This is a genomic window from Paenarthrobacter sp. AMU7 (assembly GCF_041200195.1).
GTDB lineage: Bacteria > Actinomycetota > Actinomycetes > Actinomycetales > Micrococcaceae > Arthrobacter.
Genome location: NZ_CP165735.1, coordinates 3,022,869 through 3,038,445 on the forward strand (window position 1 = coordinate 3,022,869; position 15,577 = coordinate 3,038,445).

At 61.5% G+C, this 15,577-nt stretch carries 13 protein-coding genes; 3 read left to right on the plus strand and 10 right to left on the minus strand.

Features of this window, described 5'->3' with window-relative positions; translation table 11 throughout:
- Positions 1–56: 56 nt before the first annotated feature.
- Complete coding sequence (locus tag ABQM86_RS13890; protein ID WP_207594021.1) at positions 57–1,367, minus strand: chromosome partitioning protein; 1,311 nt, start codon at positions 1,365–1,367, stop codon at positions 57–59.
- Positions 1,364–2,008 carry an SAF domain-containing protein gene (locus tag ABQM86_RS13895; RefSeq protein ID WP_207594022.1) on the minus strand — a complete coding sequence of 215 codons (645 nt, stop codon included), beginning with the start codon at positions 2,006–2,008 and terminating at the stop codon, positions 1,364–1,366. Before ABQM86_RS13895 ends, ABQM86_RS13890 begins: the two co-directional genes overlap by 4 nt.
- Positions 2,009–2,164: 156 nt before the next feature.
- Here ABQM86_RS13895 and ABQM86_RS13900 point away from each other — a divergent pair, with 156 nt between their 5' ends.
- Entirely contained in the window at positions 2,165–2,386 is a 222-nt protein-coding gene (locus tag ABQM86_RS13900) for a helix-turn-helix domain-containing protein (RefSeq protein WP_207594023.1), read from the plus strand.
- A 17-nt stretch (positions 2,387–2,403) separates the two neighbouring features.
- Here ABQM86_RS13900 and ABQM86_RS13905 read toward each other — a convergent pair whose 3' ends face one another.
- On the minus strand, positions 2,404–2,970 hold the full coding sequence (locus ABQM86_RS13905; RefSeq protein WP_369744701.1) for a hypothetical protein: 567 nt from the start codon (positions 2,968–2,970) through the stop codon (positions 2,404–2,406).
- 149 nt (positions 2,971–3,119) lie between these two features.
- Here ABQM86_RS13905 and ABQM86_RS13910 point away from each other — a divergent pair, with 149 nt between their 5' ends.
- Together ABQM86_RS13910 and ABQM86_RS13915 are read left to right on the plus strand one after the other, a co-directional pair.
- Positions 3,120–3,887, plus strand: a complete 768-nt coding sequence (locus ABQM86_RS13910) for a hypothetical protein (RefSeq protein WP_337339752.1) — start codon at positions 3,120–3,122, stop codon at positions 3,885–3,887.
- Between the two features lie 151 nt (positions 3,888–4,038).
- On the plus strand, positions 4,039–4,461 hold the full coding sequence (locus tag ABQM86_RS13915) for an Rv3235 family protein (RefSeq protein WP_242703338.1): 423 nt from the start codon (positions 4,039–4,041) through the stop codon (positions 4,459–4,461).
- A gap of 135 nt (positions 4,462–4,596) precedes the next feature.
- On the opposite strand, the gene secA is transcribed toward ABQM86_RS13915, so the two are convergent.
- The 7 genes from secA to mtrA all read right to left on the minus strand — a co-directional run bounded on the left by secA (position 4,597) and on the right by mtrA (position 15,151).
- On the minus strand, positions 4,597–7,338 hold the full coding sequence (gene secA / locus ABQM86_RS13920; protein WP_207594027.1) for a preprotein translocase subunit SecA: 2,742 nt from the start codon (positions 7,336–7,338) through the stop codon (positions 4,597–4,599).
- A 42-nt stretch (positions 7,339–7,380) separates the two neighbouring features.
- Entirely contained in the window at positions 7,381–8,670 is a 1,290-nt protein-coding gene (locus tag ABQM86_RS13925) for a winged helix-turn-helix domain-containing protein (protein WP_369744702.1), read from the minus strand.
- Positions 8,671–8,699: 29 nt separating this feature from the next.
- Positions 8,700–9,428: a ribosome hibernation-promoting factor, HPF/YfiA family gene (hpf, locus tag ABQM86_RS13930; RefSeq protein ID WP_207594029.1), complete on the minus strand. Its 729-nt coding sequence runs from the start codon at positions 9,426–9,428 to the stop codon at positions 8,700–8,702.
- Between the two features lie 188 nt (positions 9,429–9,616).
- Positions 9,617–10,675: a ComF family protein gene (locus ABQM86_RS13935; protein ID WP_369744703.1), complete on the minus strand. Its 1,059-nt coding sequence runs from the start codon at positions 10,673–10,675 to the stop codon at positions 9,617–9,619.
- Positions 10,676–10,756: 81 nt separating this feature from the next.
- Complete coding sequence (locus ABQM86_RS13940) at positions 10,757–12,469, minus strand: LpqB family beta-propeller domain-containing protein (RefSeq protein ID WP_280623132.1); 1,713 nt, start codon at positions 12,467–12,469, stop codon at positions 10,757–10,759.
- 2 nt (positions 12,470–12,471) lie between these two features.
- Positions 12,472–14,277, minus strand: coding sequence for an MtrAB system histidine kinase MtrB (mtrB, locus tag ABQM86_RS13945; protein ID WP_242703639.1), 1,806 nt, complete (start codon positions 14,275–14,277; stop codon positions 12,472–12,474).
- A gap of 199 nt (positions 14,278–14,476) precedes the next feature.
- Positions 14,477–15,151 carry an MtrAB system response regulator MtrA gene (mtrA, locus tag ABQM86_RS13950; RefSeq protein WP_014922244.1) on the minus strand — a complete coding sequence of 225 codons (675 nt, stop codon included), beginning with the start codon at positions 15,149–15,151 and terminating at the stop codon, positions 14,477–14,479.
- Positions 15,152–15,577: the final 426 nt, after the last annotated feature.

The window sequence follows — 15,577 nt, forward strand, 5'->3', positions numbered from 1 at the left end:
TACAAACGCCTCCATCACATGTTGATTGCTGCGACTCTGCAGCCCACATTTTGAGCCTAGCGCTTAAGCAAGCGGACGGCTCTGGTACTTCGGCCAAAGGAATTTCGTTTTTGCTGGACAGGCGCACAGACCAAGTCTGCTATCGCGATCCGCAGCGCAGATTCAGGCGAAGTTTCAAGGAGGACCGAGCCGGAGAGCAAAGCGGCGTCGCAGGCCACTGGATCTGCCGGGAGGTAGGCATCAATCGCCATGCCGGGCCCGTACCGGTCCCAGGCTTCCGCCAGTTGCTGCTTGGGTGCGTGCCCAACGGCCGATCTCTTCACCTTGTTCAGCACCACACGGAGGGATGCTTGTGGAACGGCTGCTTGAAGGTCCGCCAGGCCCCGGACCAGCCTCGGTACTCCGATTGCGTCGGCTGCTCCCACCGCGAACACAACGTCAGCCATTTCCAAACTCCTGAGAGTGGCTGCGTTCCGCCGCGGGGCCATGGTGTCAAAGCTCAGTTCCTCATCTGATTCGAGGCAGAATCCGGTATCAACCACCACAACATCAGATACATGTTTGGCTCGTTCAAGGACCTGCGACAGCGCAGCTGCCCTCAGTTCCGTCCATCGATCCGCGCGTGTCGTCCCAGTCAGCACCCGAAAGGAGCCCTCTTTGGTGTAGACCGGGGTCGCCACGGCCTTCAAAGCACTGGGGTCGAGCATCCCCTGGTCCGCAAGCCTGCAGGCCTGGGCCAGTCCTGCGGCTTCGTCCAACAACCCCAGCACAGCAGAAACACTGGCACCATAACTGTCAGCATCGACGAGGATGACGGATTTACCCTCTGCTGCCAATTCGGCAGCGATGTTGACCGCCAGCAATGTCCTGCCGGGTGACCCTATGGGACCCCACACAGCAAATACCAGGCCTGAACCCTCCGGGGAGTCCTCCACAGTTTCCGGAGCGGGCATCAAAAGTGGTCCGCCTCCCGCATCAGCGAAACCTGCGTCCTGGCCCGCGCCCAGGCGGCCGCGCGCGTGCTCACGACCCACAGCCTCTGATATTTTTTCCGCGAGTGCAGACGGTTCTATTCCGGAAGCCGCCACAACGACTCCGATGGAGTCCAATCGCCGTACTTCGGCCGGGTCATCCGTCAGGGCCACGATCGTAACTCCAACAGCGCCAAGCCGATCCACCAAAGTCGTGGTCAATTCCTCGCAGCCCTCGGCGACGACGGCAGCCATGGCAAGGCCGCTTTGGCAGGCAGCCATCAGCTCAGCAAGCTCTGAACAACGGCGAACCACCGTTACCGGACCATGCAGGCCCTCCAGCCCGCCCACTACGGCCTCCTGGGCAGGACCCACAGTGACTACTGGAATACTCATGGGTTGAGGCCCGCAGGGTTCCACACGACGGAGATACTGGCCTTGTTTGCTTGAGCCCCCAACAATTTGGGCATCTGCTCATCCGTCACAAGAACCAGCACTTGAGTGGTCTTCGATGCCCCCAAGGCAGCGGCGCCTGAGACCACCTGGGCGATCTCCGCACCGGGCAGAAGCAGTTGCGGCTCATCGAAGGCTCTGCTCGCACCGGGCAAGGCAACCCAAACATCCACGCGCGCTCCCCCGACCGCCTGGGCAGGAAGTTCCCCTTCCACGGAAATAGCCACCGGCTTCCTGTTCAGGGCATCAGCTTTTCCCAGGCTTTCCTTTGGAACGAGCTGGTTTTTCGCCACCCGCTGCAGGGCTACCCGACCCTCAGGCAAGCCACCCTCCACAGTGACGTACCCGGACTCGACATCATCCAGGCGCACACTGACAATTGAGAGGTCGGCCACGGCGACCACCTGGCCGACTGCGATGTCTTCGCGTGCAGTGTAGACCTGCGTAGTCCTGTCAGCCGATCCAACCAAGGCGATGACGCCGGCAATGGACACAAGCACCAGCAGAATGCCGATGAGAAGCCGCGGGTCCTTCCACGATGGCTTCTTCAGTCTTGCTGCAGCGACCACTGTAACTTGAGCCATGTTTCTGCTACCCCCCGATGAGCTAAAGGCATGGTCGATGGACCCGCCCCCTCATTCTTACCGGCCGTTTCTGCGGGACAAAAGCCATCGACCTCAAAGGGGTCGAAACTGTGGATAAACACACCAAAGGGGAGCCAACGGTGGCAAAATGGTGCCATGCCCCGATTCCTGACTCTGGCGGATGTCGCCGAACAACTCCAAATCAACTCACCACAGGCCTACGCCTTGGTGCGAAGCGGCGAGTTGAAAGCCATTCAGGTAGGAGGGCGTGGACAATGGCGCATCGAGGAGACGATGCTTGAGCAGTACATCCAGGAGCGCTACGCAGAAGCAAGCCGCATGATCCAGGAAGCAAAAACCAAGGCGAACCAGCCCTAGGGGCTGCCCCGGAGGGATTATTCTCCGCCTGCCGAACAAAGGGCTGCAACAGCACTGAACGGGACGGTCATGACTGACGCCACGTTGCCAGCCCGCCGCACTTCACCGTCGCGGACCACAGCAATATCGAAGTGGTCCCTTCCGACCCTGTCGATGACGCCGTTGACCTTGGCGCCGCCTCCGGCCCGCGTGCTCAAATGAACAACCACGGCGGACCTGTCCCTGGCCAATGCCCGCAGGACTGAGGCGATCCCCGGCAACTGCCGGACCGTGGACACAGGCTTAAGGGCCAGCCTCCCCAGGCCTTGGAAGGTAAGCACAGCAGCCAAGGGCACCAGCCATTGCCGCGAGCCCTCGGACAACACCAGCCACCCGGCACCCACGCGGCCCAGCACTCCGTGAATAATGTTGCCGTCAGCGAGGAAAAGCTTGAGCCCGGAGCCGGCTGCACCACGGAGGCGATCACCCAGTTCGATCCCCGCAAGCTCCATCCTGGCCCGCTCGGTGATCTCCGATTCCGCCTCCAGGGCACGCTCGGCAGAAAATTGTGCTTCCAAGTCGTCAAAGAGAGAGTCCCATCTCATGTAAGCAGGCTAGGCTGCAACATGTAGGCAGGGCGAATAATGCGTGATCCGGCACCCGAATTGGACAGGAAGCCCGGGACGTGCCCACAATAGGCCTAAAGATGTCAAAACGCATCAAAATGCATCAAACGAAGCTTTGGGGGCTTTGAATGGGAAGAACGTTACGGGGCGACGCCTGCCTCGCTGCAACGATTCTGGGGCTGGGGATACTGCTCGTCCAGGTGGGTGGCATGCTCCTTGCCCAGTGGCGGTCAGCCGATCACCATCATCAGAACTTCTCATTTGAGGACCTCCTCGGTATTGTCGCGAACGGCGCCGGCATAGCGCTGGTGGCATGGTGGGTCCTTTCCTTACTGCTTGCCGTCTTCGCGTCGCTGTTGCATCGGAGCGGGCGGGAGAGAGGGGCCAACACCCTTGCCAAGTTCAGCCCTGCCTTTATGCTGCGGCTTGCTGTAGCAGTGGTGAGTGTGAATCTCCTGGGCGTCACCATGGCGCAAGCATCGCCTCCACCCGCCCCCGGCTGGGCACCGACATCTGCGGGTGTGGAAACCTCTCCCCACCCGGAGTGGACCCCGGAGCCCGCTGCCGGGCCTGTGTCTTCATCACAGACGTCCATGGCCGACACCACAACAGGTAGGGGCGATCCGCGCTGGAAGCCTCAAGCACCCGCACCTGAACCTGGGCTTCTAAGTCGCCCTTCGTCCAGGCAAGAGATCTCCCATGGCGACGCCGGCGTCGTCGTGAAGGCAGGAGACTCCCTGTGGTCGCTTGCAGCATCGCGGCTTGGTCCCTTTGCCACGGACGTGGAGGTCGCGCTGATGTGGCCTAAGTGGTATGCCGCAAACCTCACCGTCATCGGCGGCGACCCTTCAGTGTTGACTCCTGGTCAGGTCTTGCGGCCACCCGCACCTGACTGACAGTACGGGTCACCCGACCCTCCGATTTGTCGGCCCACTCAGGGGCCGTATCACCGCACCAAACCAAGTTCAGCGTCATCCCAGCAGAAGCCACCAGAACAGAGTGTCCCCACGCTCCTGTTCATGTAGTGAATGCCTGAGGTGTATGACCATGACCGTTGCGACTGCAAGCCGGCCCGCGGGCCGACAGAGCACCCAACGAACATTGTCCGGCTACGGTTCGAGCGGTTCGGACATCGATGTTCGGCTGGTTGCGCGCAGTATTGCGCAGGCAGCTTTGGAAGTCCTGGCCGGAACGCGTGCTGTGAGCCAGCTTTCCCGTTCCCTCGACCCTGACTGCTATGTCGCTCTTCAACATAGGGCGGCCCTCACCCGCAAGCACGCCGCCAGAGTCCGGGGGAACCTGCAACCCCACCGCAGCCCCATGGTCCGCTCCGTTCGAGCCTGCTCCATCTCCGAGGACATTTGCGAGGCAAGCATTGTGGTTGCGGAAGAACTCAGGTGCCGGGCTGTCGCCATGAGGTTGGAACGCTTGGACGGCGTGTGGCGGGTTACGGCCCTGGAGATCGGCTAGACCTGGCGAATCCATCTGCACACAACAAAAAGGGTGGACTCCGGACTTTTAGTCCGGAGTCCACCCTTTTGAGTTACAGATATTCGTGCCTGGCAGACCACTGAAATGGCTATCGGCCCGCCGTACGGTGTTGGGTCAGCGACGCTTCTTTTTAGCCGGCTTACGCTGCTCCTGGGCCGCTGCCTTCGCTGGGTTGCCGGATCGACCGGAAGCGCGGCCTTCGATGCGTGTTTGGGTAGCACCATCTTCGCCAGGGGCCGTGTACTGCAACTGGGCCGGCTTTTCCGGTGCCTGCAGACCCGCCGCCCGGATCTGGGGTTCATGATGTTCGGTATGCGCCCCAGCGGCGGTATCGTCGGCCACAACAACGTCTTCGGCGGGTGTTACCTCCACCTCCAGGTTGTAGAGGAAGCCGATGCTCTCTTCACGGATGGCTTCCATCATGCTCTGGAACATCACAAAACCCTCGCGCTGGTACTCCACCAGGGGATCGCGCTGGGCCATCGCCCGGAGACCAATACCCTCCTTGAGGTAATCCATCTCATAGAGATGTTCCTGCCATTTCCGCCCCAGAACAGAAAGCACAACACGACGTTCGAGCTCGCGCATGCTCTCAGAGCCAATGGCCTCCTCGCGGGCCTGGTACACCAGCCGGGCATCCGAGAGGATCTCCTCTTTCAGGAACTCGGCAGTGACGCGTGACTTTCCGCCGGCTTCCTCAATGATTTCATCGGGCGTCACGGTTGCCGGGTACAACGTCTTCAGATTGGCCCAGAGCTGGTTGAAGTCCCAATCGTCGCCCGTTCCCTCTGCAGTGGCAGCCTCGATGAGGGCGTTGATGGTGTCTTCAAGGAAGTACTGGACCTTCTCGTGAAGGTCGTCGCCTTCAAGGATGCGACGGCGGTCGCCATAGATCGCTTCACGCTGCCGGTTAAGGACGTCGTCGTACTTGAGAACGTTCTTACGCTGTTCGGCGTTGCGCCCTTCCACCTGGCCCTGCGCCGACGCGATGGCGCGGGAGACGAGCTTGGATTCAAGGGCAACATCATCCGGGACCGAACTGTTCATGAGACGTTCGGCCGCACCTGAGTTGAACAACCTCATGAGGTCGTCCGTCAGCGACAGGTAGAAGCGCGATTCGCCCGGGTCACCCTGGCGCCCTGAACGGCCTCGCAACTGGTTGTCGATCCGGCGGGACTCGTGTCGCTCGGTACCCAGGACGTATAGCCCGCCAAGGTCCAAGACCTCTTCGTGTTCATCTTTGACCGCCTGCTTGGCTGCCGAAAGGGCCTCGGGCCAAGCGGCCTCGTACTCTTCCGAGTTCTCCTCGGGATCGAGCCCTCGCTTTGCCAGCTCTGCAATGGCGGTGAACTCGGCGTTTCCGCCAAGCATGATGTCAGTACCACGACCGGCCATGTTGGTGGCAACAGTGACGGCACCTTTTCGTCCGGCCTGCGCCACGATGGACGCTTCACGTGCGTGGTTCTTGGCGTTCAGTACTTCGTGCCGGATACCTTCCTTGGCCAGCAGCTTGGAGAGATACTCGCTCTTCTCAACGCTGGTGGTGCCGACCAGCACAGGTTGGCCCTTCTCGTGCCTTTCGGCGATGTCCTGGACCACGGCGTCGAACTTCACGACTTCGTTCTTGTAGACAAGGTCCGGCTGGTCGATGCGCTGCATGTCACGGTTGGTGGGGATCGGGACGACACCCAGCTTGTAGGTGCTCATGAACTCCGCGGCCTCAGTCTCGGCCGTGCCGGTCATGCCGGCAAGCTTCGAGTACATGCGGAAGTAGTTCTGCAAGGTCACGGTGGCGAGAGTCTGGTTCTCCGCCTTGATCTCGACATTTTCCTTGGCCTCAATGGCCTGGTGCATGCCTTCGTTGTAGCGGCGGCCGGCCAGGATACGGCCAGTGTGTTCGTCAACAATCAGCACCTCGCCGTCGAGGATGACGTAATCCTTGTCCCGCTTGAACAGTTCCTTCGCCTTAATGGCGTTGTTGAGGAAGCCGATCAAAGGCGTGTTGGCGGATTCGTAGAGGTTTTGGATTCCGAGGTAGTCCTCCACCTTTTCGATACCGGCTTCGAGAACGCCTACCGTGCGCTTCTTTTCATCCACCTCGTAGTCGACTTCGGGCTGCAGGCGGAGCACGACTTTGGCGAATTCGCTGTACCAGCGGTTCGTGTCGCCTTGGGCAGGACCGGAAATGATGAGCGGCGTACGGGCTTCATCGATCAGGATGGAGTCGACCTCATCCACGATCGCGAAATTGTGGCCGCGCTGAACCAGTTCGCTGCCATCCCAGGCCATGTTGTCGCGCAGGTAGTCGAAGCCGAACTCGTTGTTGGTTCCGTAGGTGATGTCCGCAGCGTACTGCTGTCGGCGGACCGCAGGATCCTGATTCGAAAGAATGCAACCGCTGGTAAGTCCCAGGAACCTGTAAACCCGGCCCATCAGCTCGGACTGGTATTCGGCGAGGTAGTCGTTGACGGTGACGACGTGGACACCCTTGCCCGCCAGCGCGTTCAGGTACGCGGGGGCAGTAGCTACGAGGGTCTTACCCTCACCGGTTTTCATTTCTGCGATGTTGCCCAGGTGGAGTGCGGCACCGCCCATCAGCTGGACATCGAAATGGCGCATGCCCAAGGTGCGGGAGGAGGCTTCCCGGACAGCGGCGAATGCTTCCGGGAGGAGAGCTTCCAGAGTCTCGCCGTCCTGGTGACGGGACCGGAGATGGTCCGTCTCCTCACGGAGTTCGGCGTCCGTGAAGGACTTGAAGGAGTCTTCCAGGGCATTGATGGAATCGGCATAGTTCCGCAATTGCTTGAGTGTCTTTTTGTCACCCGTGCGGAGAAGTTTTTCGATTAGTGATGCCACGTGAAATTGCTCCCAGTCTCATGCTGCCGAATTCTGGCTGTTTCAGTCTACGGGAGAGACCAGCGCCACGTGGCCGCGTTCCCCTCTGAGCGGACTGTCCGCATGCAGCGGCCCGCCCCGGCCATCAGCGCGGTCCGCGACAGCCTGGGTAAGAACGCCGGCGAGGTCCCCCACGGGCCACACCACTACCTCCTGCAGCCTGAGCCAGGCGCACATGAGTTCCAGTTCGGCAGCAAGCTCGACGGCGGTATCCGCCGGAGCGCCAACCTCCGCGAACGCCGAACGCACCAGGAGCTGGCCGGACGCACGGTCAGCCTTCAAGTCCACTCTTGCCACGACACCATCCCTGAGGAGGAATGGGAGAACGTAGTAGCCGAACTTACGCTTGGCCGCGGGGGTGTAGATCTCAATCCGGTAGTGGAAGCCGAACAGTTCCTCAAGACGCCGTCGCTCAAAGACCAGCGAGTCGAACGGGCTCAGCAGTGCGCGCCCGACGGCCCTGCGTGGAATCCTGGCATTGACGTGTTTGTAGGTTTCCCTGTCCCAACCACGCACAGAGACCGGATGGAGGCGCCCTGCACGGACCAATCGCTGGACCGAGTCCGCTCCGGCTTTCAGGGGCGTACGGAAGTAGTCGGAAAAGCAGCGTACAGTGCCGATGCCATGTGCCTGGGCGGCCGCGTCCATCAGGCGGTCGAGCGCTTCTTCGGGAGTGCCCCCGGGCTGTGCCATGGCAGGAACAACCTTGGAGGTCAGGGTGTACTTGCGTTCGAATTGCTGTGTGCGTGAGGCGGCAGAAATCCGTCCCTGTTCAAACAGATGTTCAAGGACCCGCTTAACGATGTTCCAATTCCATCCCCAGTTGCCACGGTCAGCTTCCTCATTGTGTCCGAGCTCGGCCGTCAGTTCGGAGGCCGTCATGGGTCGTCCGGCTGTGAGTGCAGCAAGAATACGGCCTTCCATGTCCTGACGGACAAGGGGCTCAAGGTTGTGGGCGCCCACCCAGCCCCGCTTTTGCCACACCAGGAGGTCATGAAAGTGCTCCGGGCGGATAAAGCTTGCCTCGTGTGCCCAGTACTCCATCATCCTGCGGGGTTTCCGCCCGGCCATGGCATGGAGGATGCGGGGGTCGTAGTCACCCAGACGGGAGAAGAACGGCAGGTAGTGGCTTCGTGCCACCACGTTCACGGAGTCGATTTGGACAAGCTGGAGTTGGGCAAAGGTCCGGCCCACCGCCCGTGATGTCACGGGGCCGGCGGGCCGGGTCTTTGCCAATCCTTGAGCTGCCAATGCGATCCGCCGTGCCTGTGACAGGCTCAGCGAAGCGGTCATGGAAGTCCCTTCATGCAGGAAAAGTGGGCCTACTTGGCGGTGGACGCCTCATCATCGGAACGGTAAGCGTGGATCTTCTCTTCCACAGCCTCCTCGCCCGGTTCGCAGGTGGAGTCGAGGGTGATTACTCCGTAGGTCCAGCCATTGCGCCTGTAGACAACCGACGGCGCGTTGGTTTCCTTGTCCAGGAAAAGGTAGAAGTTGTGGCCAACGAGTTCCATATTGTCCACAGCGTCATCCAGTGTCAGGGAAGCTGCGGGGAAGACTTTCCGGCGGATCAGGACGGGTGAATCGCCTGCCGGAATATCGTTCTCGATCTCATAAGGAGAACGCTCGTCTGCGGTGGGAACGGATTCCTGGTGGTTGCTCGCCTCGACGTAGAGTGGTTCGCTCGCGCTGGCTGGCTCGAGTGTTGCGGTGGCCTCCCGCACGGCTTTCGGCGTGTGGCGTCCGTGGTGCACCTTTTTCCGGTCTTTCGCACGGCGAAGCCTCTCAAGAAGCTTGTTGTACGCGAGATCGAAGGCAGCGAATTTGTCAGCGGCTGTCGCCTCGGCACGGATGACGGGGCCGCGGCCCAGGACTGTCACTTCTACGGTGAGCTGGCCTGGCGTCTGGCGCGGGTTGGTTTCCTTGGAAACCTTTGCGTCGACTCGCTGGACCTTATCCCCCAGCGATTCAATCTTTGAGATTTTCTCGCCGGCGTATTCGCGAAAGCGGTCAGAAACTGTGAGATTTCGTCCGCTGATCATGAACTCCATGGTGCCCTCCAAATAACTCAGGTGACACGACAACGACGCTGGTGGGGGCTAGTCTGACGGACAGTCGAGCCCCTTTCCGAGCCGCTATCGACAGGTACATCTGTTCTTGGTACCCACAACCGACGTTAGTTCATCGCCACGCGTTATTCATCCTTTAGTCACTTATTTTTTGATTGAGTCTTAAGGACTTAACAGGGATCGCGCCTTGCACTGTTGAAAGCATAGGCTGGTGGCCTCGTGGCCGCGAGGACAACAGCCCCGCAGACCACTCCCCCCGCGGTTTCCACCGCCCTCATCGCTTCTGCAAGGGTGGCCCCGGTAGTGAGGACATCGTCCACGAGAATGCATCTCCTGCCACTGATCTCTTTGCGAAATCGGCTTCTCACGCGCATGGATCCACGGACCCTGCTGGCCCGCGCACCTCGTCCCAGTCCTTTTTGCCCTGCGCCGGAGCCCCCTGTCCCCTTACCGGCGAGAGAATCGGCGGCCCGGGCAAGCAGGGTCTTGATGGAATCCCTGCTGATGTAGGCTGCCGGCGAACCGCGCCTCTTCTCAAGCGCGTCAAAGCTTGGGCATTCCGGCACCATGCCCCGCATCCGCAGGCAGAAAAGCAACAGGTGCAGCGGACTGAATCCCCGCATTCGGTACGCCCGGCCGCTGGTAGGAATTGGTACAAGGCATAATCCGGATTTGCCTCCGATGGCCCGTTCGACCGCTTTGCCCAGACATGGCGCCAAGACCCCGGCCAAGCGCCACTGGCCGAAGCGTTTGAAGGACAGGAGGCACTGTGCCAGCTCATCACGGTATGGGCCCGCGGCCACCACCCCGATCCTCGCTGTGCCATCCGTCTCCACCAATGCGGGCGATTCCCGTTCTGCGCGGAAGGGTTGGCTGCAGAGTTGGCGGACGTGCTTGGCGCAGCCGCCACATAACACGGTGTCCTCCGCTGAACAGCAGACACAATCCACCGGGACCAGCAGTCCCAGCAGATCGACAGCCGTACCCTGGAGCACCACCAGCAACCGGCCGAGCCCCCGTCGGTCCGGACCACGACGACGGGCCCGTACGGGATCCACCGGGTGGAGGTCCGGGTCGCGTACCCGCAGAGGCGGCCGCCCGCGTGTCCCGATATTGGGTTCGGGAGCAGCACCCTGGTCAGAGCCTCTCCCGACGACGGCGCCTGCCCCAACGACAGAGTCAGTCCCAGTCCCAATGCCTGGCGCTGTCCCCGTATCTGCTCTGATCATGTTGCAAGCCTGCGCGGACGCAGGCCAGGCCGGAAGCCACGTTGCACCCTATGTGGACATCCGGCACGATTTGACGGCAGCCTATCCGGGGAATGCGGGTTCCGTGGGCCCTTTGAGTTGGAGCTCCCATCCGTTCCCGACCCGTTGGAACACCCCGGCCTCGGACTGCCCATAAATCTGCTCGGAGCCGTTCCCGGCACTGAGACTGGTCAGGCCGTCCCAAGGGGCCAATTGCTGCGGCTCGCCCGATTCGAGCGAAAGCAGCTCAGGAACCACGGTTCCTGTCGCCGATCCGGACATCACAGCCACTGTGGAACTGTTGACCCAGACTCCCTGGTCAGCGGATCCGGTGCTGACCAATGTGATGGGCGATGTGAGGTCCTTGGGCACGCCGTCGGCATTCCGGACTATTCCGGTGATCTGCACCGTTGACTTTCCGTTTGCTGCAGAAATGACCAGCGCCCTGGTCCCTTCCCTGGAAACCCTGAAGTCCTTCACGGTCCGCCCGGACAGCCAGGCAGGGGTGATGGTGACATTGGGAACGGCCATGCCAGGTGCAATGCCCGTCGGTTTGAAGGCCACCACTTCGGCAGCCCCGTTGGCGCCCGGCCCTGCGGTCCATACCCAGTCGTGTGGGCTGAATGATGGCCCCGTGAGCGTGCTCCTGGTAGTCAGCTGGCGCGCGGGCTGCCCGGGTTCGATTGCGTACAGAGTTGTCTTGTCACCATTGAGGAACGCGGCCGTTTGGGACACGGGGGACTCAGCCGGCGAGTGGGGACCCAATCCGGACACGGGTTGTATGTCCGGAAGCGGAGTCATCCGGTTGTTCTCATACCGCACCAAGTCGCCGTTGCTCACGGCAATCTGGCGTGCCGGAACGCTCTTGTCCACTACGGGAGGCAACACGGTGCCGTTGTCCTCAACCCGTACCAGGTCCTGATCCGCCCGCAGTTGGACGTTGATGACATCGGGCTGGTCACGGAAAGTCAATGCCAATTGGTTCTGCATCCTTTGGCGGTCCTCCGCCGAGGCATCAAACAGTTCTTTGGCAGAGAGGTCCACCTGTGCAGATCCGGACACGACCGGAACGGATTCCCGTGCGAGTTTCATGCCGGAAGGAAAGGCGCTGACAACTGCCCCCCGGAGGTACGGAGCAGGGCCGGCCAGCACGGCAGAAGTCATGGACTTGACCGTGTTCTTCTTGATGAACCAACGGTAGTCGGGCACGGCGTAGGTAAATGTGGGGTCGTAGAAGTAGATGGGGAAGGCCCCATAAATCACCTTGAACGTCTCTTCCGGTATGGCCGTCCCGTCGGGCACCTTGGAAATCCGCCATTGGCCTTCCACCTGCTCAAGAGTCAGCGGAATGGTCTCCTTGGTACCCGGCGGGAATTGCGTTGCCACGCCATCGGCATCCACCGAATAGGCGAGGTCCAATTCGTAGAGGTACTCGTTCTCCCCCGCTGCCTTGACTACCTGCGCCTCGCGAAAAACGATGGCTCGCTTGTCTGGTTTCCAGGTGACGGACTGTGCCTGCGTCAGGTACTGGCGGGCAACAGGGTAATCGTCCTCATAACCGCTGCCTGCCATGTAGAAGTCCTCGATCACAGTCTCCGGACTCGAACCCGCGCGCGGGGCCGCCGGAAAGAAGACCGGCGCATTGGGATTGCCTGCTCCCTCATCCTTGCTCTTGCCTACAGGACCGGACCGTGGAATCTGCGCACAGGAAGCCAGCAACACCATCAGCACCGCCAGCACTGCCACAACCGCCCGTGAACGCCGGAGACTTACCATGTTCAGTCCCCCTCCCCGAATGAGCCGTCATCAGCCGCAGCTTTTCCTGCAGCGGAGTGGGACGATTGCGGGGCACTTCCGGACTCTGTACCCAGGATGAGCATGTGCCGCTCACTTGCGGTGCCGGGGAATTCGATGTCAGCAGGTTCAAGCTGAAGCGGTGATTTCACGATGGTGCCACCTTGGCGAAGGGGCAGGGTCAACCGGAAATTGGAACCGGCCCCCTTGCGCCCCCAAGCCTGAAGCCAGCCGTTGTGCAGTTTGGTGTCCTCGGCGGCGATGGAGAGGCCCAAGCCGCTGCCGCCGGTGGTCCGGGCGCGTGCAGGATCTGCACGCCAGAATCGGTCGAAAACCCTCGCAGCCTCTGCCTGGGTCATTCCGATGCCGTGGTCCCTCACGGAGACTGCCACAGCGTCGTGGTTGGCCGCCACGGATATGTGAATCGGTTTGCCTTCTCCATGTTCCAGGGCGTTGAGCAGCAAATTACGGAGGATCCGGTCAATCCTCCGGGAGTCCATTTCCACCACGATGCTCTTTTGCCGGGCGTTCAGCCTAACCTCTGAGCCGTACTCTGCGGCGACAGGCGCGGCGCCGTCCATGACGTGGGAGATGACTTGGAAAATGTCCTGGGGTTCTGCATCCAAAACAGCTGCCCCGGCGTCGAAGCGGGAAATCTCCAGCAGGTCGGAAAGCAACGACTGAAAGCGCTCAACCTGGTGGTAAAGCAGCTCAGCAGACCGTTTGTTCATGGGGTCAAAGTCGTCACGGGCGTCGAAGAGGACCTCGGCAGCCATTCGGACAGTGGTGAGCGGCGTCCGCAGTTCATGCGAGACATCGGAGACAAACCGCTGCTGCATCTGCGACAAAGTGGCCAGTTGGGTGATCTGCTCTTGGAGGCTGGCAGCCATATGGTTGAACGAGGCGCCCAATCTCGCGACCTCGTCCTCGCCCTTGACCACCATGCGCTCCTGGAGCTGTCCTGCCGCAAGCTTTTCGGAGACCACGGCGGCGTGGCTGACAGGACTGACCACATTGCGTGTGACGTACCAGGCGATCGCCCCGATCATGAGGACCAGCGCTGCCCCGCCTGCCCAGAGGACGTTCTGGATTTCGTCCAACGTCTGCTGGGCGGTATTGAGGTCGTAGATGAGGTACAGCTCATAGGACGTGCCATTGAACGTCACCATGTTTCCGACCGCTATGCCGGGGCGGTCCTCATTACCGACGGGGAACTGGGTGGAGGCCCAGAACTGCTGCTTGCCGCCTTCCTGGACGGCCTTCCGCAACTCCGGCGGGATAACCCGGACCGTCAGTTGATCGGATGCACGTGACTCGACCCAGCGGTTGCGGGGCTTGGTCTGTTCAGGTTTCGCTTCAAAGACGTAGCGGCGTTGGATGACCGAACCGCGACCTTCAACGGCGGTCAAGGTGTCGTAAACCAGGGTGATGACGCTGGACTGATCGGTGACCTGCGCGCCGTCGAACGTGTCTTGAACCTGCTTGACGTTGTAGCGCGACTCGGATTCCGCTTGGGCCAGACGTTCCTGGAAAAGGTTGTTCGCGATCTGGTTGGACAGGTAGGCGCCCACGATTGCGAAGGATGTCACCGCCAGCAGCAAGGTGGTGAGGACTGTCCGGAACTCCAGTGAGCGCCGCCAGCGCCGGAGCACTGAGCGCCAGAGGTAGCGAATTCCCGGCCTGATCTGCCGGATGCCGAGGGATACCAGCCGGGAAACCCGAAGAACCAGGATGAGTCCGCGCCGCGTCCAGATCCTCGCCCGGGTAATAATCCACGGCAGGGTCCGCATGCTCCGTACCGGTGGCCCGGAGGACGCCGTTTGCTCCGGGGAGCGTGAGGCGGACTCCCCACCGGACGGATCGGGGGACGGGGCAAGCGCCGGTTCGGAGGTCGTTGACTCAGCCGGTGTCATCTGGTGGACACCGGCCCCGTCCTGCCCCTGAGTATCAGGGCCCTCTCCTGCCGCGCCGGTCTTGCCGACCGGGGACTCAGGAACCTGCTTTATATCCGACACCACGCACCGTCAAAACGACCTCGGGCGCCTCCGGGTCGCGTTCAATCTTGGAGCGCAGACGCTGGACGTGGACATTGACCAACCGCGTGTCCGCGGCATGGCGGTAGCCCCAAACCTGCTCAAGGAGGAGTTCGCGGGTAAAGACCTGCCAAGGCTTCCGCGCCAGTGCCACCAGGAGATCGAACTCCAGGGGAGTCAGGGAAATCCGCTCGCCGCCGCGGGTGACCAAGTGGCCGGCGACGTCGATGGTCACGTCGGCAATGCGCAGGGTTTCGGGGGCCTTCTGATCACCCGGGCGGAGCCGCGCACGAACACGCGCCACAAGCTCGGCGGGCTTAAAGGGCTTGGGCACGTAATCGTCGGCACCGGATTCAAGCCCTCGGACCACGTCGGAAGTATCGGACTTTGCCGTGAGCATAACGATGGGGACGTCGGACTCGCCGCGGATTTGCCGGCACACCTCGATGCCGTCGGAGCCCGGCAGCATGAGGTCCAGGAGCACCAAGTCCGGCTTGGAAGAACGGAAGACCTCCAGGGCCTGGCCGCCATCTGCGCAGAACACCGGCTCGAAGCCATCATTGCGCAAGACGATGCCAATCATCTCTGCGAGCGCTTCGTCGTCGTCAACTACCAGAATGCGTGCCTTCATAGTTATATATTCCCTTATCACCAAGTCTTTGTCCCGTTGGGCACGGCGCACGGCATGGCGCCCCAAGGGCAACTTCCACCGTACTGCACAACAGTGGCGGCCCATCTGCCATGGCTGGCCGGGCGTCAGGCTATGAGGGACGACGGCGGGACTATAGGCTGGGTGCCAAGGTCCGTATGGGGGACGTCGGATGCCGGCGCGCCGGGTCTTATGGGGAGGATATCGTGTCACAGCCAGAGCATGGCCACCATCCATCGCCGGGCAATCAGCCCGGGTGGGGCAACCAGCCGCAGTGGGGCAACCAGCCGCAGTGGGGCGGTCCCCCGGCATGGGCAGCTCCCCAGAGCGGTGGACCATATGGCCAGGGTCAACCGGCACCCGGTTGGCCACCGGTGCCTCCTTATGGACAACCCCTCTACGTCGCTC

Coding starts and splice junctions, on each gene's coding strand:
- mtrB (WP_242703639.1), bottom strand. CDS start 14,277: ATGCGGACCCTGCCGTGGATTATTACCCGGGCGAGGATCTGGACGCGG.
- ABQM86_RS13895 (WP_207594022.1), bottom strand. CDS start 2,008: ATGGCTCAAGTTACAGTGGTCGCTGCAGCAAGACTGAAGAAGCCATCG.
- ABQM86_RS13910 (WP_337339752.1), top strand. CDS start 3,120: ATGGGAAGAACGTTACGGGGCGACGCCTGCCTCGCTGCAACGATTCTG.
- hpf (WP_207594029.1), bottom strand. CDS start 9,428: ATGGAGTTCATGATCAGCGGACGAAATCTCACAGTTTCTGACCGCTTT.
- ABQM86_RS13935 (WP_369744703.1), bottom strand. CDS start 10,675: ATGATCAGAGCAGATACGGGGACAGCGCCAGGCATTGGGACTGGGACT.
- mtrA (WP_014922244.1), bottom strand. CDS start 15,151: ATGAAGGCACGCATTCTGGTAGTTGACGACGACGAAGCGCTCGCAGAG.
- ABQM86_RS13905 (WP_369744701.1), bottom strand. CDS start 2,970: ATGAGATGGGACTCTCTCTTTGACGACTTGGAAGCACAATTTTCTGCC.
- ABQM86_RS13940 (WP_280623132.1), bottom strand. CDS start 12,469: ATGGTAAGTCTCCGGCGTTCACGGGCGGTTGTGGCAGTGCTGGCGGTG.
- ABQM86_RS13915 (WP_242703338.1), top strand. CDS start 4,039: ATGACCGTTGCGACTGCAAGCCGGCCCGCGGGCCGACAGAGCACCCAA.
- ABQM86_RS13890 (WP_207594021.1), bottom strand. CDS start 1,367: ATGAGTATTCCAGTAGTCACTGTGGGTCCTGCCCAGGAGGCCGTAGTG.
- ABQM86_RS13925 (WP_369744702.1), bottom strand. CDS start 8,670: ATGACCGCTTCGCTGAGCCTGTCACAGGCACGGCGGATCGCATTGGCA.
- ABQM86_RS13900 (WP_207594023.1), top strand. CDS start 2,165: ATGCCCCGATTCCTGACTCTGGCGGATGTCGCCGAACAACTCCAAATC.